This window comes from Undibacterium sp. Ren11W, assembly GCF_049340485.1.
In the GTDB taxonomy this organism is placed as follows: domain Bacteria; phylum Pseudomonadota; class Gammaproteobacteria; order Burkholderiales; family Burkholderiaceae_D; genus Undibacterium.
Map to the genome: position 1 here is coordinate 26,634 of NZ_JBMPPB010000015.1, position 20,916 is coordinate 47,549.

The following is a 20,916-nucleotide window of genomic DNA, read 5'->3' on the forward strand; positions in this document are numbered from 1 at the left end:
TTTTTTTGCCTGGCTGACTCAAGATTAATGACTATCAGCAGCATCACGATAAGTACTGGCACCATGATAACTGCGTGCATAGACACCGTGCTCTTCAACATCAGACACTCACATCCACCCCAGTCGGCGCAAGCGGTAATACTTCTTCAATGAGCTGTGGCTCAGGCGAAACCGGTGCCTCAACTCCGCTCCGACGAGTCTGATTGCTCCGACTCTCATCAGCGCTTTCGTGCAGATCTAAACTCACAGGCCTGACTCTACTGACCGCGGCCACCCCCGGAACCACCTCTGCAACACGCGGCACCCGCTCATAATTGGGCACGCGCCCCATTGCCTCATTCACGCGATAAGCGGCTACGGCGGCCGCCAGGTAAGGATTAAGCGCGGCAAATGGAGCCGGTACTTGCGCATTATTGCGCGCTGCACTAACGCTAACACCGGTATCGGCAGCATTAGTATTGACCGCAATCGCCACACTAGTGCTTGGCACTGGTGCTGAGTTTCCTGCAGAGTTCAGCGCCGCGCTCGGTGCTGCATTCGTCAAAGCGACACTGGCTGGACTGACGTTAATGCTAGCGGCCAAAACACGCGCCGATGTGTTGGTGGCTAGGTTCGCAGAAGTCGTCGCGCCAGTGTCAATAGGAAGATACGATGCGCGAGTTGACGAAATGCTGTCCGTTTGCGCACTCGAGCCTGAAAGAGAATTTGTATTTGCCAGCGCATTCTGCTGCACGCGCGCAGAATTGGCCGCGCTCAGTGTATTGAGGTCGGTGCTAGCCGGTGTTTGGGCGATGTCCTGCAATGGCTGAGCAGCGCTAGTTAACGGCGTTGCCACAAGCGCTGCTGGCGACACGATAGCGTTTGCAGTTGAGGTAGTGAGTGGCGTACCAGCGGTGGCAGCGCGTGCCTGATCGGCACTGCTCATCTCTGAAAGAATGGCGCTGGCAGGACTCTGGCTAGCATCTGACTGAACTACCGGCAGAGCCGCTTCCCCACTCACACTGAGCGCATTTACCGCGGAATTTCCTACACTAACGGCCGTGCCAGCAGTCGTGGCGGCAGCATTAGTGTTTACACCCAATGCAGTGACCAATGCCTCGTCTTCCATTAATCGTTTTAAAGCGATATTGACTTTCAATGCATCCGCACTGGAGAGTTGATCCAATCGCCCGGTTACCGTACTAGTATCAAACGGACTGCCAGGCAGACTTGTAGAAAAAATGCTGCCGGGATCAGATGTAAGCAAACTGCTATTTTGCAGCGACGGCAAGCTAATCAGTTTGGCCTCTATGCCAGCAAGCGTCTGCAGGCTTTTTGTCAGCACCTCGGATGTTTTTACCGGATCGAGATTAAACGCCGCCTGCAAACTATTCAGGTCGATACTAAATGTTCCTGTATCCGTGCTCGCACTGGGCTCCTGAAAATTGATACCTATCGTCGCCAGATTATCGATCAGAGAAATGCCATTGCTGGTGCCCGACTGCGCATGTATCGCTAGCAATAAGGCATTATCAAAGGCAGAACCAAAAGGCGTATCGAGACTGTTCGCACTGCTGGTTTGAAAATTATTAAAGGCATCGACAAATGCTTGCGCCGTACCAAAAAGCTTAGAAAAATCTGAACTGACGGCAGCGTTCGTCTGGGTGTTAAGCGCATTAACAGATGAGCTTGCGACGCCCTGCGTTTGATCGAAGGACAGCGTTGCCTCCAGCAGCTGAGCCAGGCTCGAAAACTGCACCACCGTGTCGCGATTATCGACAACATTGACCTCCGTCGCTTTTAGCGGCGTTACCGACGTCAAACTGCTATCGATTGCAGTAGTTGCCTTGGTAGCAGCGACATAGACCGGCGCAACGGCAAGAGTATTAACAGCATCGAGGGCGGCGATATTCATAGCAAAGACCTTTCCATGGATCAGACCTACTAAATTCAGTTTAGTGTATTTTTTGCTAAATTTTCAGCCTAATTCAGCGTAAATGAGGACAGGTCTGAACTGGCGCAATACCGAGACAAAATTCCTGGAGCAATACGCAATATCCATGCGGGTTTGCGGGCAATATGCTGCCAGCAAGCGCATGGATATTGCGTAAAGGCTTACAGGCAGTAGGATGCGCTGAGCTAAAACGCTTGCGTTATTCCTTCAGCCTGAGAATAAAAATAGAATTTAGAGAATAAAAATTCATCCATTTAACAAGAGATTGTCTATGAAGTGCCAAGGCTGACTAGCATTTCGATGAATTTTCTTCATCGAATGACGTTAACGTAAACGTCAATTAATATGCTATTCTAAAAACAACAGGTGCGCTACTCATGTTCGTGAGTGGCGTTAAACGGGAAAGTGGTGCGAGTCGATCAAAAAAGTATTGACCCCATGCCCCTGCTGCCTCCGCAACGGTAAGCAATGCGCAAACATCATCAATGCCACTGGTCGAATTGACTGGGAAGGCGATGTCAGCGAAGGTGCGAGCCCGGATACCGGCCTGTTGATCTTCATGAAAAAAAGCCGCTCAAATTAATGCTTGATGCTTGATGCTGGTTTTTTTCTGAAATCTGCTTACGTACGGAAGGTGCGTAAGGGTTGCCTTGGTTTAGGCCCGGGCAGCCATGGCCGGCGCATTTTTCGGTGCGCCGTTTTCAGAACCCTTTGCGGCAGCAGCGAGCCAGGTCTCGCCACGCTCTGCATCGTTTCAGGAGCAAACAATGAACGCAATTTCGAACTCAGTAGCGAACTCAGTAGCACATACTTCCAGCGTCAAATTACTCATCAACGGCCAATTTATAGAATCGCAAAGTCAGCAATGGCGTAGCGTGATTAATCCCGCCAACCAAAAAGTCCTGGCACGGGTACCGTTTGCCACACCTGCCGAAATGCAGGCGGCGGTCGCCAGTGCGCAAGCGGCCTTCCCGGCCTGGAGCAAGACCGCGATCGGCACGCGCGCCCGCATCTTTTTGAAATACCAGCAATTAATACGCGAAAATATGAGCGAGTTGGCGGCGCTGCTGACGGCCGAGCAAGGCAAAACTCTGGCGGACGCCGAAGGCGATATTTTTCGTGGTTTGGAAGTGGTCGAACATGCCGCCAGCATAGGCAATCTGCAAATGGGCGAGATGGCCAATAACGTGGCTGCCGGGGTCGATACCTACACGCTGAATCAACCACTGGGCGTATGCGCCGGGATTACCCCATTTAACTTTCCTGCCATGATCCCTTTGTGGATGTTCCCAATGGCGATCGCCTGCGGCAATACCTTTATCCTGAAACCGTCAGAACAAGATCCTATGGTCACCATGCGCCTGTGCGAACTGGCGCTGCAGGCCGGCATCCCCGCCGGGGTCTTGAATGTGGTGCATGGCGGTGAAGAAATCGTCAACGCGATCTGTGATCACCCGGCCATCAAAGCGGTGTCCTTTGTCGGTTCGAGCAAAGTTGGCAGCCATGTGTACCAGCGCGCCACGCTGGCAGGCAAACGCGCACAATGCATGATGGGCGCGAAAAACCATGCGGTGGTGTTAGCCGACGCGAATAAACAGCAAACTCTGAACAATCTGACCGGTGCCGCCTTCGGTGCTGCCGGTCAGCGTTGTATGGCCTTGCCAGTCGTGATCTTGGTGGGCGAGGCGCAAGATTGGGTAGGCGATTTAGTCGAAAAAGCCAAAACCCTGAGCGTCAACGCCGGGGTCGAAGCAGATACCGATATCGGCCCGCTCATTTCCTGCGCCGCCAAACTCAGAGTGGAACAACTCATAGACTCCGGCTTACAACAAGGTGCCACCCTATTGCTGGATGGCCGTAATGTACGCGTGGCGGGCTACCCGGAAGGGAATTTTGTCGGGCCGACCATCTTTAGCAATGTGTGCACAGCCATGCAGATTTACCAGGAAGAGATATTCGGCCCGGTACTCTGCATCCTGCATGCCGCCAATCTACATGAGGCCATCGCCATCATCAATGCCAATGCGCACGGCAATGGCACTGCGATTTTTACTCAATCTGGCGCGGCGGCGCGCACCTTCCAGGAGCAGGTCGACGTCGGCCAGATCGGTATCAACGTGCCTATCCCGGTGCCGGTGCCACTGTTTTCCTTCACCGGTTCGCGCGCCTCCAAGCTCGGCGATCTGGGACCTTACGGTAAGCAAGTCATACAGTTTTACACGCAGACCAAGACCATCACGTCCAGGTGGTTTGATGATGAGGTCGCGGCAGGAAAAGTGAATACGACTATTTCTTTGAAATAGGCGGCAGCATGGACTTTGAACTCAACCAAGACCAGCGCGCCTATCAGCAAGCGGCGCGCACGTTTGCGGCGCACGAGATGCATGTGCAGGCGGCACAGTGGGATGCGCAAGCGATCTTTCCGCGTGAGCTGATTGCGCATGCCGGCCAGCTCGGTTTTTGCGGCCTGTATATCGCCCAGGAACAAGGCGGGATGGGGCTAAGCCGGCTCGACGCTGCCATCATTTTAGAGGAGTTGGCACGCGCCTGCCCTTCCACCACGGCCTATATCAGCATCCACAATATGGCAAGCGCGATGATCGCCGCCAGTGCCACACCTATGCTACAAGCCGATTGGCTGCCAGCGTTGGCGAGTGGAAAAAAACTCGCCTCGTATTGTCTGACTGAGGCAGGCGCAGGCTCGGATGCGGCCGCGCTATGCACCAGCGCCAGCCGTACCAGCGATGGCGAGCACTATATGATCAATGGCAGTAAGGCCTTCATCTCGGGCGCGGGTGCCACCGATGTCTTGGTGGTGATGGCGCGTACCGGAGCCGCTGGGGCAGATGGCATCTCTGCTTTTGCGATCGCCGCCGATACTCCCGGCATTAGTTTCGGTCGCAAAGAAGAAAAAATGGGTTGGAATAGCCAACCTACGCGCAGCATACATTTTGATCATGTGCGCATCCATCGCTCCCAATTACTCGGACGTGAAGGTCAGGGCTTTCAGCTAGCCATGCGAGGTCTGGATGGTGGCCGTATCAATATCGCGACCTGCTCTATCGGTGCGGCGCAATCGGCCTTTAACAGCGCGCAAAAATACATGCGCGAGCGGCGTCAGTTTGGCCAGCAGCTTGCGGCTTTTCAGGGTTTGCAATTTAAGCTGGCTGATATGCAAACCGAGTTAGTCGCCGCCCGCCAGATGGTGCGACTAGCCGCCACCAAGCTAGACCATCAAGCCGAAAATGCCTCGGTATATTGTGCCATGGCCAAAAGACTGGCAACTGATACCGGCTTTAAGGTTTGCGACGAAGCCTTGCAGATACATGGTGGTTACGGCTATATCCGCGAGTATCCTTTAGAGCGCTACTTGCGCGACCTGCGGGTACATCAGATACTGGAAGGCACCAACGAAATCATGCGCGTAATCGTGGCACGCCACCTGCTCAAGCACGCAGTGAGCGAGGAGTTTTTATAAAAATGAAACTGCAATTACACCATTTATTCTATCTAGGAGAGCAGTATGCAGCAGTCTGAAGAGAGCGCCAGCCCTGTAGTTTTATTCGAGACCCTGGCCGCCGCCAACGGCAAGCAGATCGGAGTCGCCACCTTAAACGTGGAAAAAACTCTGAACGCCCTGACGATGCAGATGGTAGAGCTACTCAGTGCGCAATTGCGGCTTTGGGATCAACAAACTTCGATAGTCGCAGTAGTGTTGCAAGCGGCTGGCGACAAGGCTTTTTGCGCCGGTGGCGACCTGCAAAAACTGTATGCCAGTATGCTAGAACACCGTGCTTCGCCACAGAAAAACGACTTACTCGGCAATCCGCATGCTCTGAAATTTTTTGAGCAAGAATACCGGCTCGATTACCAGATCCATACCTATCGCAAGCCGCTGCTGTGCTGGGGCCATGGAATCGTGATGGGCGGCGGCATAGGTTTAATGGCCGGTGCCAGTCATCGTGTGGTGACTGAAAAATCGCGGCTGGCAATGCCAGAAATTAGTATAGGCCTGTTCCCCGACGTGGCCGGCTCCTGGTTCTTAAACCGTATGCCGGGTAAGCTAGGTCTGTTCTTGGGTTTGACTGGGGCTGCCGTCAACGCCAGCGATGCCAAGTTCGTGAAACTGGCCGACTATCAGCTACCGCATGCCAGCAAGGCGGCGATTCTGGCTGGTATGCAGGCACAAAGCTGGAGCGAGGATGCCGCTGCCAATCAAGCTCTGCTCAGCGCACTCTTGCTAACAGCCGAACAGGCAACTACAGAGCATGAGCACGGCCCCTTACGCCGGCATTTCGATCTGATCAATCAACTCTGCGCCAGTGCCGATTTATCTCAAGTGGTGCAGCAGATTATTACGTTTGACAGCGATGAGGTATGGCTACAAAAAGCGATTGCCACCTTGAAGAAAGGCTGTCCGGCGTCGGCCTGGTTAGGTAATGCATTGCTACAGCGTTGCACCCATTTATCGCTGGCCGAAGTCTTGCGGATAGAACTGGTCGCGGCACTGGCGTGCAGTAGCAGTGCCGATTTTGCCGAGGGCATACGGGCTCTGATCATAGACAAAGATCAGCAACCGCGATGGCAGCACGCCAGTCTGGCAGAGATCAATCCAGCCGCATTGGAACAGCGCTATTTCGCGACAGCCTGGCGTGCCAGCGAGCACCCCTTACGCGACTTAGAGGCCTCGGCCAAATAACGAAGGCCTTTGTGCACTGCTTGCGTCCAAAAAATCTCAACAAGGCAGGCCGGAGGCGCATATTCCATGCGGGTTCCCAGCCTGTCTGCCCTGCAGACCGCATGGGCTATGCGCAAGCAGCCTGCTCACTTTTGAAAATCAGATCCGGGAGTATTTATGACATCTACACCAAAAATCGCCTTCATAGGGCTGGGTAATATGGGCGCACCGATGGCGCTCAATTTGCTGCACGCAGACTACCCATTAAGCGTCTACGACTTGTCGCCCAGCGCGCTGCAAATCTTGGGAGAAGTCGGCGCCACCATCGCCGACTCGGCACAGCAGGCAGTGCAAGGAGCCGACATTGTCATCAGCATGCTGCCAGCCAGTCGCCATGTGGAACAACTGTATTTGGGAAGCGCCTTGGGCACATCGACAGAAGTGCCTGGTCTCGTTAGCCAGATACAAGCGCATGCCTTAATCATAGACTGCAGCACGATCGCCGCCCTCACTTCACAAAAAATCGCACTGGCAGCGCAAGCCCGCGGCCTGGCAATGATCGATGCGCCGGTCTCGGGCGGCACCTTAGGGGCCGCAGCCGGCACCCTGACGTTTATTGTTGGCGGCAGCGCCAGCGATCTGGAAAGAGCGAGGCCAGTGCTTGCTGCCATGGGAAAAAACATTTTTCATGCAGGCAGCAACGGTGCCGGGCAAACCGCCAAAATTTGCAACAATATGCTGCTAGGCATACTTATGGCAGGCACCGCCGAAGCGCTGGCTCTGGGTGTGGCCAACGGGCTAGATCCCAAAGTGCTGTCCGACATCATGAGTAAAAGTTCGGGGCGCAACTGGGCGCTGGAACAATACAATCCCTACCCTGGCGTAATGGAAAACGTGCCGGCAGCGCGAGGCTACAGCGGTGGCTTTGGGGTCAATCTGATGCACAAAGATTTAGGTCTGGCGACCGAAGCGGCACTGGCGACTCTGGCCGCGATACCACTAGGAGAGTTGGCTCGCAATTTGTATGCCATGCATAGTCAAAATGGCGCAGGAGCCAAAGATTTTTCCAGTATTTTGGAGCTATTTCAGAAAACATCGAAGTAAGCTAGCAATAGCCCTGCGTAGTATACAAATTGTTGAGATCTGGCATGGGCTCATGGCCAGCAAACGCTGCCATCGAGCTGTAAGCCATGTTCGTTGAAAAGCCTGACATACTGCGGGGTTATTGGAATAAACTCAGTATCTTCCATTGCCGTCGGTTTACCGCGTAGTCTACATACCAATGACGAAAATCTATTCCACTTAATACTTACAACAAAAAAGGGCGACATGACTAGCATCCTCATCCTCGGAGCAACTGGTCTGGTGGGTCAGCAATTACTCACTCTGGCACTTGATGATGCACGCATCAGTCAGGTCATTGCCCCTAGCCGACGGGCTTTACCGGCGCACCCCAAACTAAGTAATCCTATTGTTGATTTCGAGCACTTGCCAGCAGAGGCCAGCTGGTGGCAAGCCGATCTTGTACTGTGCGCCTTGGGTACAACCATGCGTCAAGCCGGAACGCAAGCGGCTTTTTATAGCGTCGACCATGACTATGTCGTCGATGCTGCACGCTTGGCACATCTGGCTGGCACCCCAGTTTTTGTATTGAATTCGTCGACCGGCGCGAAACTCGATGCCGGCTCATTTTATCTGCGGGTCAAGGCCGAAACTGAACGTGATCTGGCCGCGCTAAACTTTAGCTCGCTCACGCTGGTGCGCCCATCCTTACTTGATGGCGGACCAAGGCGCGAGCATCGCATAGGCGAAAGCATTGCAATCGTGCTCTGTAAGTTACTCGGGCCTTTGCTGCCAAAAAGGCTGCGCCCCGTTACGACCGTCAAGCTAGCCAAAGCGATGCTGTTTGCAGGACTAAGCGCTAAACCGGGTATCCATGTGATTGAATCGGAACAGCTGCAGTAGTAGCGCAAAGTATGCATAGTGGCGCGCAGCCTTGAGCGCGCACTAAAAATCATTCGCAGAATCTGACCCTATCTAAATTTACTGAGCGGCGATCTGAGGAAAGCGCAAGGTAAAGCAAGTGCCCTGCCCCAACTGTGATGCAACGCTCAAGTCGCCGCCCATTACTGCGGTAGCTAAATTGCGGGAAATAGAGAGTCCAAGCCCGGAGCGCCCCTGCCCTAAGCGCGTCGTAAAAAAGGGATCGAAGACGCGTGCCAACATCTGCGGCGCTATCCCCGTACCGTCATCACTGAAACTGAGTTGTACCTCGCTCTTTAACAGCGTCGCAGAAATACACAAATGGCCATGACTACGTCCTTCAAAACCGTGAGTCAAGGCATTTTCGACTATGCCTACTACGATCTGGCTCAAAGGTTCGGGATAACTATCGCAGACAATATCGGCAGCAATCTCGTACTCAATTTTCCAGCCGGGCTGTAGTAGTTTATTACTATGCGCCAGCACACTATCTTGTACCAACTCCAGCAAATTGAAATGCCCGCGCTGCGCCAATCGTCTATCCACGGCAACTTGTTTGAAGCTAGACACCAGCTGCGCTGCACGTTCGCAAGCACGCGTCATCAAGGCCGCTAATGAAGAGACATCTAACATATAACTGTCGAGTTGTGAGCGCCGCAGATCGCCACGTGCAATGCTAGCACTGACATCCTGGCAAAGCTCGGTCAAAGTTGACGCCGCCATTAAGGCATTTCCTATCGGGGTGTTTAGCTCATGGGCAACGCCGACTACCAGAGAACCCAGTGCGACTTGCTTCTCTGCCTGCACCAGATCCGCCTGTGCTTTTTGCAAAGCGGCCTCCGACGCTTTATAGGCGCTACGATCCTCCACCAGCCAAATCGTGCCCTTAGTCACATCATTTGGGTCGGCCAGATAGGCGATCAACTTCACCCACAATTGTTTTTCGCCGCTGCCATGCTGGGTATACAACTCCGTTTGCAAAGGTAAACCAACCGATAGCAGTGGATAGGCCATCTGGCCAAAAGCCTCGTATTGGTCCTGCGAACTGAAGAAAATGGAAGCTGGCAAACCGATCGCGCCGCCATTCGGGTAGCCAAACATGTCGCCGAAACGCGGATTGTAACGGGTGATTTTTCTATCCTTGGTAAACAAGATGCCGATAGAAGCATTTTCTACTAAGGCTTCAAGGTCGCGCATGGAGTCGGCTAATTGCTCGCGGGTGCGTCTGGCAGCGTCGGTATCGACCACGATCCAGATGCTGCCCTGGCTAATATCAGCCGGATTGAGTGCCTTGCCGTGTAAATGACACCAGCTCAAAGTGCCATCTTTACGTTTGCACTGAACCTCGGTCTCATACGACTGCCCACTCTCCATCTGGCCGGCAGCCGCCAATCGAAACGACTGGTAGGCCTGCTCGTTTGGAAAAACCGAGATAGTCGGCACACCTATCAAGTCTTCTGCCGCGTAGCCGAAGATCTCGGCAGAGCGCGCATTACAACGTTGTATTTTATGTTCGCGGGTATAAATAAATCCTACTGCAGCATTGGCAAAAACCGCTTCTAGCTCTAACAGGCTGAGCCGATTTTCTTCCTCTGCTGCTTTGCGGGAACTTATATCCTTGAAGATCCAGATCACCTCATCGCCCACCAGGGTCGAACCTTGCACCTGACTACCGGTCGCATGCACCCATATCAGATGTCCATCGCGATGCGGCATCTGCGTCTCTACGCTAAAAGATCCCGTGGTTTTCAGGGCCGGATAAACCTGTCGACTCAGTTCTCCATAGTGTGCATCATCACGAAAAAACAGCCGGGTGGAACGCCCTAATAATTCTTCAGAGCGATAGCCAAACATGCTGGCCAGACGCTCGTTGCAGCGAGCCACAGTGCGTTGATGCGAATACAAAATACCTACTGCGGCGCTCTCAAAAATGGCACGCTGCTCTTCTAAAGTTTGACGTAATTGTTGTTCGTGCAGATGTTCAACCGTGACATCCTCGATAAACCAAAGGGTGCCGTCTTGCTTGTTATTGTGATTGACTGCTTTAGCTGAAAAACGCGACCAGAACAGGCTGCCATCCTGACGACTAGCCTGGATATCTGCCCTAAAAGCCTTACCCGCCGCCAGCGCCGGGCCGGCGATACGGCCAATCTCCAGATAATTTTCAGGAATAGAGAAGAACAAGAGACTGGCTGGCTGGCCAATTAATTGTTCAGCTTGATAGCCCATGATCTCGAGAAAACTGGCATTTGCCTGCACCATAATGCCATCCTGAGTAAACAAGATACCCATAGGTGCGCCATCCATGATGGCGTCGTACTTCAGCAGAGTATGCGGAGTTTCTAAAGGCTCGGGCTTAGATAAACTCGCGTGTGGATCATTTTTCTTAACAGCACTCACAACATTAAGCCTTAGTCATTCAAATTACCTCTACGATCAAAACAGCGATAGCAACTACGGCAACAAATACGACATTATGCCGTCATAAAACTATGTCTGAAATAAAAGAATGCTACAAAGCTAGACAAATATCCTACACTTATATCATTCTAAAAAATTTATCCGTCGTTAAATCCAGCGTAATTGTTGCAGCTCTAGCAATTAGGCAGAGTGTCCAAGGATTTTGGTTAAAAGAACACATTAAGTAAAGCAGAGTCTACTTAAAAAACTAAGTTTCTTGTTTTCTTGCTTAGAGAACTGTCTCTTTTGAATATTACCTCTAAAAAATATTTATTCTTGACAATAGCCTGTTGATACTATCCAGTTTGAAATTTTTTACATCTTCTTACATGTGATCATATTCACTTGTTGGCTAGGGAAGCATTAAGAATGCTTACGATACTGTCGTTAAATTTTGTCGCTTGAGATTCATGACAAGGTTCCTTCCTTGATAAAACAAAAATTTAAGCAATTTACCATTCGAACTCATTCGCAACTTTTGGAAAGAAAAATCATGCAAGTACGTAAATCATTATTACTCATCGCCAGCGCCACCAGTTTGCTCGGTGCCAGCCAATTCGTCAGCGCCGCCGAAAACAGCGAAATCGCAGCCCCTATAGGTATCTGGGGTTTAGATTCAGCCATCCTTCCCGTCTCTGGTGTCTATGGTCAAATCATTGCGCCTAGCTATAGAGCCAGTGCAGCCAAAGATGGTAACGGTGACGACGTATCATTCGCTAAGAGCGTCCCAGGTATCCCAGTGACGGTAAGAGGTACGGTCAGCGCCAAGATCAAAGTCGATGCGATCGTGCCAAAACTGGTCTACATCAGTCCGGACCCTATTCTTGGTGGCCGTATTGGTGCGTATATCGCGGTTCCGCTATTAAATAAAAGCAGGGACGTCGTGGTGAATGTGACGACACCATTGCCAGCTGCCTTGCAGCAAAAAATTGGGCAAAGTGCATCACTTGCTTCCAGTGGACATGAGCGCGGCCTCGGTGACGTAGAAACTACCGCGTTTATCGGTTGGAAATACGAGAGCTTGTCCTTAGTCGCTGCGATGAACGTAGACTTGCCTACCGGTTCTTTCGATAAAAATAGCCAGGTCAATTTAGGGATGAATTCTTATTCGTATCGCCCTTTGATCTCTGCAGCTTGGTCGACTGAATCTGGCTTCGATTTTGCTGGCTCCCTAGCCTACAACTACAGCACAGCTAATCGCACAACCAGCTACAAATCAGGTCAGTATTTACATGCGGAATACGTAGGTACTTATCAATTTTCAAATAATATCAAAGCTGGTCTGCAAGGTTACTACATCAATCAGACTACCGACGATAGCGACCCTATGGGTGCCAGCGCTGTACCAATTTTGAATGGTAATCGCGCCCGGGTGACTTCGATTGGTCCGGTAATGAGTTATCTGTCCGATGATTTAAAGACTCAGGTTGAGGTTAAATACTTCCACGAATTTTCGGCGAAAGCGCGTCCAGAAGGCGATATGGCCTTACTTACCTTTACACGACTCTTTTAAGTATTTAACTCTAAAAAAATCTATAAAAATACTACCAGCCTAGAGGGCGAGACATGAGAAAAATGAAACTTGTAAAAACCACAATAAAATTAACGTATTCGGCAGCACTAGCAATATGTTTAATGGCTGCAGCGGTTTCAAGCTCGCACGCTAGGGATGTCAACGGTGTCAATATGGAGGAGTCGGTTGTCATTGACGGTCAGAATCTGATACTCAATGGTGCGGGCGTGCATGTCATCAACCGAGTGAATATTTTTGCGCTTGGCTATTATCTCCCTAAGCAAAAAACAACTCAGGCCGAGTTATTAGCCTCACCAGGCCCTATCCGTCTAAAACTGGTGATGATCAAAGCAGTAGAGAGTGAATTAATGAGCCGCCGCTTTTTGGCCGATATGCGTACCAGCACTACCAAGGACGAACGCATACAATTACTCAGTCAGTTAATGGCGATGGGTCAGGGCTTTGCCGCTGTAGGAGATTGGAAGGTCGGCGATATCATGTCCATAGAATGGAATAAGAGTAAGGGCACTTCTTTTTACGCGAACGGCAAACAAATTGGCGAAACCCTCAAAGACGATTTAACTATGCAGGCGATCATGCGTATCTGGGTAGGAGACAATAGCGCCTCACCTAAGCTAAAGCGACAATTACTCGGTGAAAAAGAATAGATTACGCAGTCGCAGAATACTCTGTAAATGCCGTAAATCGTGCTTAATCGCATCATTTACGGCATTTTTTTTGAACGTCTTTTTACTTTTACTAGCGCAACGCACATGTCAGCTGCAAACTGCTAACGATTCGGAAAAATTTTCTTTTTTTGCTGTTTATCAAACCAGTCACGCAGCATTCTTTCTTCGTATGGGAAAGACGAATTGCTAACAATAGGTCTCGTTTTCGACATGAAGCCCATATCCCTGAGATGCTCTTGGCCAGATGAGACTAATTCGTTTTTGGAATTTGTTAGGCGATAACTAAAGCGCATACTTGGGCTAAAGATGTCTTTCACGATACGAATATCACGGCTCGCCATGCTATGCCCGGCATTCACATCCCCTGCCAAATCCAGATCAGTGATGTTTACTTCTAATTGGTAATCATCCGGAAGTTTTTTAGCCAGATCGGTAAATATGGCGTCAAAATCGCTCATCAGCCTTTTTTGAAAAGCGTCCCGGTTTTCATTACCTGGGCGAACATCAGTAAATTTATCTGGTTCTTGCCAGCTTACTTTGGATACGCCAGCGAACGCAGCGACTGGCAAAGTAGCTGCAATTATCAACGTGATGAGTAGATGCTTCATGCTGAATCTCCTTTTTAGATAAAAACAAGCGACTCGAGCTTACATAAATATGTAATCAAAAATTTAATGCTCTTTAGTTCGAGTCTGCAAGTAAAACAGAGTTCCAGCGCAAAGAAAGTATTTTTAGAAAATAAAAAAAGGAGGGCTAAAAAGCCCTCCTTTTTATCAACTCAAATCAATACAGGCTTACGCCTGCATGTGATTAGAAAGCGTGACGGATACCAGCATTGAACAATTTGTCTGTCAAACCTTTACCACCTGCATTGTATGCAGATTGTGTATCGTTCTTAGTTTGTGAGTAAGAAGTGTACAGGTTAGTACGCTTGGACAAGTTGTATGTGTAACCCAAAGCAAACTGAGTTGCATTTGCGTTGCTAGTGACTGTATCAGTGATACGTGTGTAATCAGCCAAGATTGCGCCGGCGCCAACTGGTACAGTTGCACCAATCATCCATACGTTTTTCTTAGTCAAAGCAACAGTAGTACCTGATTGGCCGCCTTTGAGCAATTCGTAGGCAGCGTGAGCTTTGGCCATACCGAAGTCATAAGAACCACCGATCAAAGTTTTTTCGCCAGTGTTAGCAATAGTAACCGCTGGGCTTTGAGCATCTTTTGCTTTTTCGTAAACGATGCTAGCGAATACAGGACCAGCGCTGTAAGTACCAGACAAAGAACCAATGCTCAGTGCAGAATTGTTACCAGCTTGTTCGCCGAAAGAATACAAGGCAGCAGCAGAGAAACCACTCATGTTAGGAGTAGAGTAGATAGCAGCATTGTCAACGCGGGTCACTGTGCTGAACAAACGGTTCATGTTACCAGCCAAACCAACACCGAAAGGATCGATAGACTCAGAAGCAACATAAGTCAAAGATTTTTGACGACCAAAGTTAACCGCACCGAAATCACCAGCCAAACCTACATACGCTTGACGACCGAAGCCCAAACCTTTTTGATCGGAAGCGCCTGTATCAGCCAAGATACCCATTTCCAATACGAAGTTAGCTTTCAAGCCATTGCCCAGATCTTCAGTACCTTTGAAACCCAGACGTGAACCGGATTGGTTACCGCTATCTAAAGAGTACTTAGTACCATTTGTAGACAAGCCATTGTCGTCACGCTGCACGCCCATATCTACAACACCGTAGACAGTCACAGAAGATTGAGCCAAAGCGGCACCGGAGAAAGCACCCATCAGAGCGAGCGCGAGTAATGATTTTTTCATAGCTTTTATCCAAAATATAAAAATTAATTTCTGCTGCAACACAACAAACACACAACAGAAAAAGGTTTGCAGGTCTTATTTAAAGCCTTGAACTTATATTGCTATCCAATGACAATAAACACTATACCTGCGGAAAATGACAATTTGATGAATTTCCTAAGCACTGCCAACAACATTCTCGCCTATGTGGCATGCCATCAACATTACTGCAAATGACATCTTGTGACACAAGTCAACGAGATTTGTTAGATACAACATTAACAAATTAGTTCGCATTATAACTAAAAAACACCCATGCTGCATAGCACCAATGAAGTAAGGCTACTTAAAACGATTTCAAGACCCTTTGATAAGATATTTTTTAACGTGGCATTTTCGCGACAATTTACGCATGGGCAAGCATGGCGCGTCGGTACTTGCGCCCCGTGTACCAAAGCAAGAATCCCAGAATGGCGAATAGCAGTTGTCCACAGGCCAATAAGAAAGCGGAATGATCCAGCGCAGGCGCAATAATCCCGGCAACTATCGCCCCCAATAGTGTCAACATAGACGACTGGCAGGAAGCGACGATTCCACGTATGTGGGGAAATAGGTCGAGAACTCTAATCGTTACTGGCGGCGCGACCAGGGACATACCAAAGGTATAAAAAAATAGCGGCAGCACCGACCAGGGCAACATAGGCGGCCAAATCGCGTGAAAAATCACATTGCAGATGGCAGCGCCAAGTAAGAAACCGAAGCCTACCGCTAGCTGTAGCGATGCTGCGACTCTGCCAGCCAAACGATTGGCAGCCAGTGCACCAAGAAAAATACCCGCCACAGACGGCACAAATTGCCAGCCGAATTGATCCGCCCCCAATTTTAAATGTTGAGTAATAAAGGCAGGTGCAGCCGATACGTACAAGAACAGGCCGGCAAAATTGCAGGCAATAGTACCTGCCTTAAAAAAAAATAAAGGTGATTTAAATACTTTTTTATAGCTGTTCCACAAAAATTCTGCACTGAAGGGCTGGCGTTTTTCTGGCGGCAGAGATTCTGGCAGATATCGGTAGCAAGCCCATAGCAACAAACCGGTATACGCAAACAACAATAAAAATATACTGCGCCAATTGCTGAAACCGACTATCCAGCCTCCGATAATCGGGGCGATCGCCGGCGCGATCGAAAAGATCATGGTTACCATAGACAAGAGCCGTTCGGCCGGTGCGCCTGCATACAGATCACGGATGATGGCGCGCCCTATCACCATACCGGCACCGGCGGACACTCCTTGCAGTATGCGAAAGCCCCACAGATAGTGCACGCTATGTGCAGAGGCGCAGCCAAACGAGGCGATCGCGAAAATGACTAGCGACACCAGCACTACATTACGTCGCCCAAAAGCATCCGATAAGGCGCCATGCCACAGAGCCATGGCCGAGAAAGACAACAGATACGCGGTCAGCGTTTGCTGCACCTCTATTGAGCTAGCCTGCAAGCTGCTCTGTATCGCCGGGAAAGCCGGCAAATACGTGTCGATAGAAAACGGCCCCAGCATGGCCAAGGCTGCCAATAAGCTGGCTAAAGCGACGTTACTGTAATGAGGGCGTGTTTGCATGGAAATTAATTGGGATGAATGTCTGCAATGTGCAAGCGCACTCAGGCGCACCATGTGCGCTGTTGCTAGACAAGATGCCTAGGTCTGAGTTCATTTTTAAATCAAGGCAAGCCCAGTGCGCAATAGACATGCGGGTCTTGAGCCGGTTTGGCCTGCAAGCCGCATGTGGATTGCGCCTCAGCGACTCCTATAAAAAAAAGCGCACGGCCGGGACGGTTTGCGCTTTTTCATGATCTTGTTTTAGCTATTCAGCATCTGACTTCGGTTTCGCTTCTTCGCGGCGATTAAAGCCCGCTACCATATCAAAACGGAATAAGCGACATTCCAGCGCACCGTTGAAAAATGGCGTTTTGCGCGATTCTTTTAAACGCAAGAACTTAGGCAAGCCCAAATCTGCGGTAAACAAGAACACGCTCCAGCCGGTAAATCGTTGCTTCAAAGTAGTGCTGAAAGAGCTGAAAAAATCACGCGCCATTTCATCCGGTTCCAGACTGCCATCGCCACGTACACCGATACGCTCGCCGTAAGGAGGATTGGTTAACAAGATACCCGGAGTTTCGGTCGGCGCCTTGATCTCTTGCGCTTCTATCTGCTTGAGTGGCACTTCAAATTTAATCCCGGCCTTGTTCAAATTATTCCGAGTCATGACGATGGCGTCGCCGGAAATGTCACTTCCGAAAATACTAGGCACTTCTGGAACATGCGTCAGCTTGACCTGGTCTTTAATTGCTTGCCATTCTTCCTGGTCGAAACTAGCAAATTTCTCGAACGCGAACTCTCTATGCAAACCAGGAGGTATTCCGGCCAGCATTTGCGCAGCCTCGATCAGTATGGTGCCAGAGCCGCACATAGGATCGAGTAATGGTATGCCTGGCTTCCAGCCAGCAGTACGTAACAATCCTGCCGCCAAGTTTTCACGTAGCGGGGCATCGCCAGTCTCCAGGCGCCAGCCGCGCTTGAACAAGGCTTCGCCGGAAGTATCCAAATACACCGTAAAATTACGCGCATCCAAAAAGCCGACAATACGCATATCCGGCAATTTAGTATCAACCGATGGGCGCTGGGTAAATTGATCGCGGAAACGGTCGCAGATCGCATCTTTGATTTTCAAGGTAGCAAATTCGAGACTCTTGAGCGGGCATTTGATACCGGTGACATCGACCCGTATCGTGTGGTGATAGCCGAACCAGTCTTCCCAAGGCTGCTCCAAGGTCAGATCATAAATATCGTTCTCATTGAGATAACCTGAATGCGCCATGCGCAGCAGACAGCGTGAGGCGATACGCGAATACAGATTGATGCGATAGGCGTCCGATAATTCGCCGGAGCAATGCACGCCGCCCGGCACTTGGGTATGCACGTGCAGGGTTTTATTGATCAGGCCAATTTCATTGAGCTCTTCGGCTAATGCCGCTTCCAGCCCGCGTGGGCAAGGGCAAAAATAGGAATAACGTGTTTTCATGGGTGAACCTTTTATCCGTTGTGATTCAAATTAAACCTGCAGGCACCGTGCCTGCCAGGGTGTGACGAAACTACTTACTGCTCAACTTACTGCTCAACTTACTGCTCAATTATTGCACTGAGCTTACTGCCATGTTTGCTGCCGTGTTTGCGGTCGCTTATTTCTGAAAAGCCCGCTCCAAAAACTCTAGTCTATCCTGGCCCCAAAAACTTTCACCTTGATAAATGAACCAGGGTACGCCAAACACATTGGCGGCAATCGCCTCGTTAGTGAATCTATCGTACTCGGCTTGTACGCTGGCGGTTTCGGCGGATTTTAGCAATTGCTTGCCGTCCAGTTCGCAATCGAAAGCCAGCCCGGCCAGAGTATCCGGGTCGGCGATATTTTTTTGCTCGGCCCATACTGCCCGCATGATAGCACCACTCAAATTGAGCGCAGCCTCAGTTCCATGCGCCAATTGGGCGGCGATAATCATCAGTGCCGCCGGATCAGCCGCAACCGGAAAAAAAGTCGGCTGCAGATGCATGGGTAGTGCCAGATGCTCACTCCAGCGCCGCATTTCTGTCAGACGATAAGCCTGACGTTGCGGTGCGCGTTTTGCTAAAGGCAATCCGCCGGAAATCGCAAATACTTTAGCCAGATCGAAGGGCTTAATCTCTATCTTGACGCCCTGCTTTTTCGCCAGATCAACCAAGCGCTGATGCCCTAGATAGGCCCAAGGCGATTGCGGTGAAAAATAGTATTCACAGACTTTACTCATGCTCAACTCCGATTGCTGTTAGCGACAAAACTGATAAAAATTTTAGACTACTTTATTAAAACGGTTTTACAACGACCAGGATCACCGCAATCAACAGCAAAATCACCGGAACCTCATTGAAATAGCGATACCAGATATGGCTGCGGGTATTGCGCTGGGCTTCAAATTTTTTCAGGATGCTACCGCAGGCATGATGATAGCCTATCACTAGCAGCACGATAGCCAGTTTGGCATGCATCCAGCCATTGCCGGGGCCGCGCCCTATGCCGTAACCCATCCACAACCAGATACCCAGGCCCAGTGCAGGAACCGCCAACATCGTCATAAAGCGATATAGTTTGCGCGCCATCAGCAACAAACGTTCGGTGGTATTGGCCTCCGCTTCCTGCGCCAAGTTGACAAAAATTCTGGGCAGGTAAAACAAGCCAGCGAACCAGGAGACGATAAAGACGATGTGTAAAGCTTTAATCCAGAGCATGAGTTTTTTCCTAATTAATTATTCGCGTACTTCACCGTGGTGTAGCAGGGACTTCGCGGGGCATGCCCCGTGCCTGCGTAACGGTGTCGCCTTGCAAGGCGGCACGCCGTTTGCATGGCACTTATTCACGCACTTACTCACGCACTTCACCATGCCCAAACACCACGTATTTTAATGATGTCAGGCCTTCCAGACCGACCGGTCCACGGGCATGCAACTTGTCGTTGGAAATCCCAATTTCGGCACCCAAGCCGTATTCAAAACCATCGGCAAAGCGGGTCGATGCATTCACCATCACCGAGGCAGAATCGACCTCGCGCAGGAAGCGCATGGCCAGGCTGTAATCCTCGGTAACGATAGACTCGGTATGCTTGGAGGAGTAGGTATTGATATGGGTAATTGCTTCATCCATATCGGCCACCACTTTAACCGCAAGGATAGGCGCCAGATATTCAGTACTCCAGTCAGCTTCATTGGCGCTGGCCAGATACGGATATCCAGCCAAAATCTGCGCTGCAGCGGCATCACAACGCAACTCAACTTGTTTGCCGGCGTACGGCTCGGCAAGCAGCGGCAATACTTGCGGCGCGATACTCTGCGCCACCAACAGAGTTTCCATGGTGTTGCAAGTGCCATAGCGGTGACATTTGGCATTAAAGGCAATTGCGGTCGCCTTTTTCAGATCGGCTTTGCCATCGATATACACATGGCAAATACCATCGAGATGCTTGATCATAGGTACTGTGGCTTCACGCATCAGTCGTTCGATGAGGCCTTTGCCGCCACGCGGCACGATCACGTCAACATACTGCGGCATAGTAATCAATTCGCCCACCGCGGCTCTATCGGTAGTGGCGACGATTTGTACCGCATCGGCTGGCAAACCAGCGCCAGCCAAACCTTCTTTGACCAGCGTTGCCAGCGCCTGATTGCAGTGTATCGCCTCGGAACCGCCGCGCAAGATAGTCGCATTCCCACTCTTGATACACAGCCCGGCAGCATCCACCGTGACGTTTGGACGGGCTTCGTAAATAATGCCGATCACGCCCAGCGGTACCCGCATCTGACCGACCTGTATGCCACTAGGCCGATACTTCATATTCGAAATCTCGCCGATGGGATCGGCCAAACTGACAATTTGCTCCAGGCCTTCGGCCATTTTGGCGATGGCCTGCTCGGACAAAGTGAGCCGGTCGAGCATGGCAGCATCCATACCGCCCGCTTTGGCTGCCGCCAGATCAAGCTCATTGGCGGCGCGCAAGACTGCCGCTTCGCGCCGGATCGCCGCGGCGATCAGTTGCAGGGCCAAATTTTTGGTGGCACTGTCGGCTTTCGCCATGGCACTTGACGCCTTACGGGCGCGCATGCCTAGCTCATTCATGTAGTCTTTGATATCCATCTCGGCTTTCAAGCTCATTTGTGTCTAGTCTAGCAAAGGGGGCTAAGGTGATCTTTGCTCTGAGTACATACTCCACCCCGTATATTTTTATCACGCAATCAGGATGTGCGCAAATCATGCGATTTTTGCCTATA

At 50.6% G+C, this 20,916-nt stretch carries 16 protein-coding genes and 1 riboswitch; of the genes, 7 read left to right on the forward strand and 9 right to left on the reverse strand.

The genetic code is table 11. From position 1 onward, the window contains the following. Window positions 1-100: 100 nt before the first annotated feature. On the reverse strand, window positions 101-1,894 hold the full coding sequence (locus tag ACO0K8_RS21875; RefSeq protein WP_422948778.1) for a hypothetical protein: 1,794 nt from the start codon (window positions 1,892-1,894) through the stop codon (window positions 101-103). Between the two features lie 386 nt (window positions 1,895-2,280). Next, window positions 2,281-2,498, forward strand: a riboswitch (cobalamin riboswitch). A 202-nt stretch (window positions 2,499-2,700) separates the two neighbouring features. On the opposite strand from ACO0K8_RS21875, the gene ACO0K8_RS21880 reads away from it, so the two are divergent. From ACO0K8_RS21880 to ACO0K8_RS21900, 5 genes are all read left to right on the forward strand, one after another. Beyond that, a complete protein-coding gene (locus tag ACO0K8_RS21880; RefSeq protein ID WP_422948780.1) occupies window positions 2,701-4,236 on the forward strand; it encodes a CoA-acylating methylmalonate-semialdehyde dehydrogenase in 1,536 nt (511 codons plus the stop codon). Between the two features lie 8 nt (window positions 4,237-4,244). Continuing rightward, a complete protein-coding gene (locus ACO0K8_RS21885) occupies window positions 4,245-5,411 on the forward strand; it encodes an acyl-CoA dehydrogenase family protein (protein WP_422948781.1) in 1,167 nt (388 codons plus the stop codon). A 45-nt stretch (window positions 5,412-5,456) separates the two neighbouring features. Continuing rightward, a complete protein-coding gene (locus tag ACO0K8_RS21890) occupies window positions 5,457-6,632 on the forward strand; it encodes an enoyl-CoA hydratase/isomerase family protein (RefSeq protein WP_422948782.1) in 1,176 nt (391 codons plus the stop codon). A 156-nt stretch (window positions 6,633-6,788) separates the two neighbouring features. After that, window positions 6,789-7,715 (forward strand): 3-hydroxyisobutyrate dehydrogenase, encoded by a 927-nt coding sequence (mmsB, locus tag ACO0K8_RS21895; protein WP_422948783.1) that lies wholly within the window; start codon window positions 6,789-6,791, stop codon window positions 7,713-7,715. A 225-nt stretch (window positions 7,716-7,940) separates the two neighbouring features. Beyond that, a complete protein-coding gene (locus ACO0K8_RS21900) occupies window positions 7,941-8,576 on the forward strand; it encodes an NAD-dependent dehydratase (protein ID WP_422948784.1) in 636 nt (211 codons plus the stop codon). Between the two features lie 78 nt (window positions 8,577-8,654). On the opposite strand, the gene ACO0K8_RS21905 is transcribed toward ACO0K8_RS21900, so the two are convergent. Beyond that, the gene (locus ACO0K8_RS21905) at window positions 8,655-10,994 is read right to left on the reverse strand and encodes a PAS domain S-box protein (protein WP_422948785.1); all 2,340 of its coding nucleotides are present in this window, start codon (window positions 10,992-10,994) and stop codon (window positions 8,655-8,657) included. A gap of 553 nt (window positions 10,995-11,547) precedes the next feature. On the opposite strand from ACO0K8_RS21905, the gene ACO0K8_RS21910 reads away from it, so the two are divergent. Beyond that, window positions 11,548-12,567 (forward strand): SphA family protein, encoded by a 1,020-nt coding sequence (locus ACO0K8_RS21910; RefSeq protein ID WP_422948786.1) that lies wholly within the window; start codon window positions 11,548-11,550, stop codon window positions 12,565-12,567. Window positions 12,568-12,629: 62 nt separating this feature from the next. Continuing rightward, window positions 12,630-13,235 carry a chalcone isomerase family protein gene (locus tag ACO0K8_RS21915; protein ID WP_422948787.1) on the forward strand — a complete coding sequence of 202 codons (606 nt, stop codon included), beginning with the start codon at window positions 12,630-12,632 and terminating at the stop codon, window positions 13,233-13,235. A gap of 122 nt (window positions 13,236-13,357) precedes the next feature. Here ACO0K8_RS21915 and ACO0K8_RS21920 read toward each other — a convergent pair whose 3' ends face one another. The 7 genes from ACO0K8_RS21920 to ACO0K8_RS21950 form a co-directional block, all read right to left on the reverse strand. Then, window positions 13,358-13,864, reverse strand: a complete 507-nt coding sequence (locus ACO0K8_RS21920) for a DUF3016 domain-containing protein (RefSeq protein WP_422948788.1) — start codon at window positions 13,862-13,864, stop codon at window positions 13,358-13,360. A 202-nt stretch (window positions 13,865-14,066) separates the two neighbouring features. Further along, window positions 14,067-15,086: a porin gene (locus ACO0K8_RS21925; RefSeq protein ID WP_422948789.1), complete on the reverse strand. Its 1,020-nt coding sequence runs from the start codon at window positions 15,084-15,086 to the stop codon at window positions 14,067-14,069. 385 nt (window positions 15,087-15,471) lie between these two features. Then, on the reverse strand, window positions 15,472-16,683 hold the full coding sequence (locus ACO0K8_RS21930; RefSeq protein ID WP_422948790.1) for a multidrug effflux MFS transporter: 1,212 nt from the start codon (window positions 16,681-16,683) through the stop codon (window positions 15,472-15,474). A gap of 244 nt (window positions 16,684-16,927) precedes the next feature. Further along, window positions 16,928-18,145, reverse strand: a complete 1,218-nt coding sequence (locus ACO0K8_RS21935) for a THUMP domain-containing class I SAM-dependent RNA methyltransferase (RefSeq protein WP_422948791.1) — start codon at window positions 18,143-18,145, stop codon at window positions 16,928-16,930. 157 nt (window positions 18,146-18,302) lie between these two features. Further along, window positions 18,303-18,905 carry a 2-hydroxychromene-2-carboxylate isomerase gene (locus tag ACO0K8_RS21940; RefSeq protein WP_422948792.1) on the reverse strand — a complete coding sequence of 201 codons (603 nt, stop codon included), beginning with the start codon at window positions 18,903-18,905 and terminating at the stop codon, window positions 18,303-18,305. Between the two features lie 55 nt (window positions 18,906-18,960). Next, window positions 18,961-19,383, reverse strand: a complete 423-nt coding sequence (locus ACO0K8_RS21945; protein WP_422948793.1) for a CopD family protein — start codon at window positions 19,381-19,383, stop codon at window positions 18,961-18,963. Between the two features lie 133 nt (window positions 19,384-19,516). Continuing rightward, on the reverse strand, window positions 19,517-20,782 hold the full coding sequence (locus ACO0K8_RS21950) for a glutamate-5-semialdehyde dehydrogenase (protein WP_422948827.1): 1,266 nt from the start codon (window positions 20,780-20,782) through the stop codon (window positions 19,517-19,519). Between the last annotated feature and the right edge of the window lie 134 nt (window positions 20,783-20,916).

Bases quoted from the DNA above. Each gene is read 5' to 3' on its own strand.
- ACO0K8_RS21875 (WP_422948778.1), bottom strand. From the start codon at position 1,894: ATGAATATCGCCGCCCTCGATGCTGTTAATACTCTTGCCGTTGCGCCG.
- ACO0K8_RS21880 (WP_422948780.1), top strand. From the start codon at position 2,701: ATGAACGCAATTTCGAACTCAGTAGCGAACTCAGTAGCACATACTTCC.
- ACO0K8_RS21885 (WP_422948781.1), top strand. From the start codon at position 4,245: ATGGACTTTGAACTCAACCAAGACCAGCGCGCCTATCAGCAAGCGGCG.
- ACO0K8_RS21890 (WP_422948782.1), top strand. From the start codon at position 5,457: ATGCAGCAGTCTGAAGAGAGCGCCAGCCCTGTAGTTTTATTCGAGACC.
- mmsB (WP_422948783.1), top strand. From the start codon at position 6,789: ATGACATCTACACCAAAAATCGCCTTCATAGGGCTGGGTAATATGGGC.
- ACO0K8_RS21900 (WP_422948784.1), top strand. From the start codon at position 7,941: ATGACTAGCATCCTCATCCTCGGAGCAACTGGTCTGGTGGGTCAGCAA.
- ACO0K8_RS21910 (WP_422948786.1), top strand. From the start codon at position 11,548: ATGCAAGTACGTAAATCATTATTACTCATCGCCAGCGCCACCAGTTTG.
- ACO0K8_RS21915 (WP_422948787.1), top strand. From the start codon at position 12,630: ATGAAACTTGTAAAAACCACAATAAAATTAACGTATTCGGCAGCACTA.
- ACO0K8_RS21920 (WP_422948788.1), bottom strand. From the start codon at position 13,864: ATGAAGCATCTACTCATCACGTTGATAATTGCAGCTACTTTGCCAGTC.
- ACO0K8_RS21925 (WP_422948789.1), bottom strand. From the start codon at position 15,086: ATGAAAAAATCATTACTCGCGCTCGCTCTGATGGGTGCTTTCTCCGGT.
- ACO0K8_RS21930 (WP_422948790.1), bottom strand. From the start codon at position 16,683: ATGCAAACACGCCCTCATTACAGTAACGTCGCTTTAGCCAGCTTATTG.
- ACO0K8_RS21935 (WP_422948791.1), bottom strand. From the start codon at position 18,145: ATGAAAACACGTTATTCCTATTTTTGCCCTTGCCCACGCGGGCTGGAA.
- ACO0K8_RS21940 (WP_422948792.1), bottom strand. From the start codon at position 18,905: ATGAGTAAAGTCTGTGAATACTATTTTTCACCGCAATCGCCTTGGGCC.
- ACO0K8_RS21945 (WP_422948793.1), bottom strand. From the start codon at position 19,383: ATGCTCTGGATTAAAGCTTTACACATCGTCTTTATCGTCTCCTGGTTC.
- ACO0K8_RS21950 (WP_422948827.1), bottom strand. From the start codon at position 20,782: ATGGATATCAAAGACTACATGAATGAGCTAGGCATGCGCGCCCGTAAG.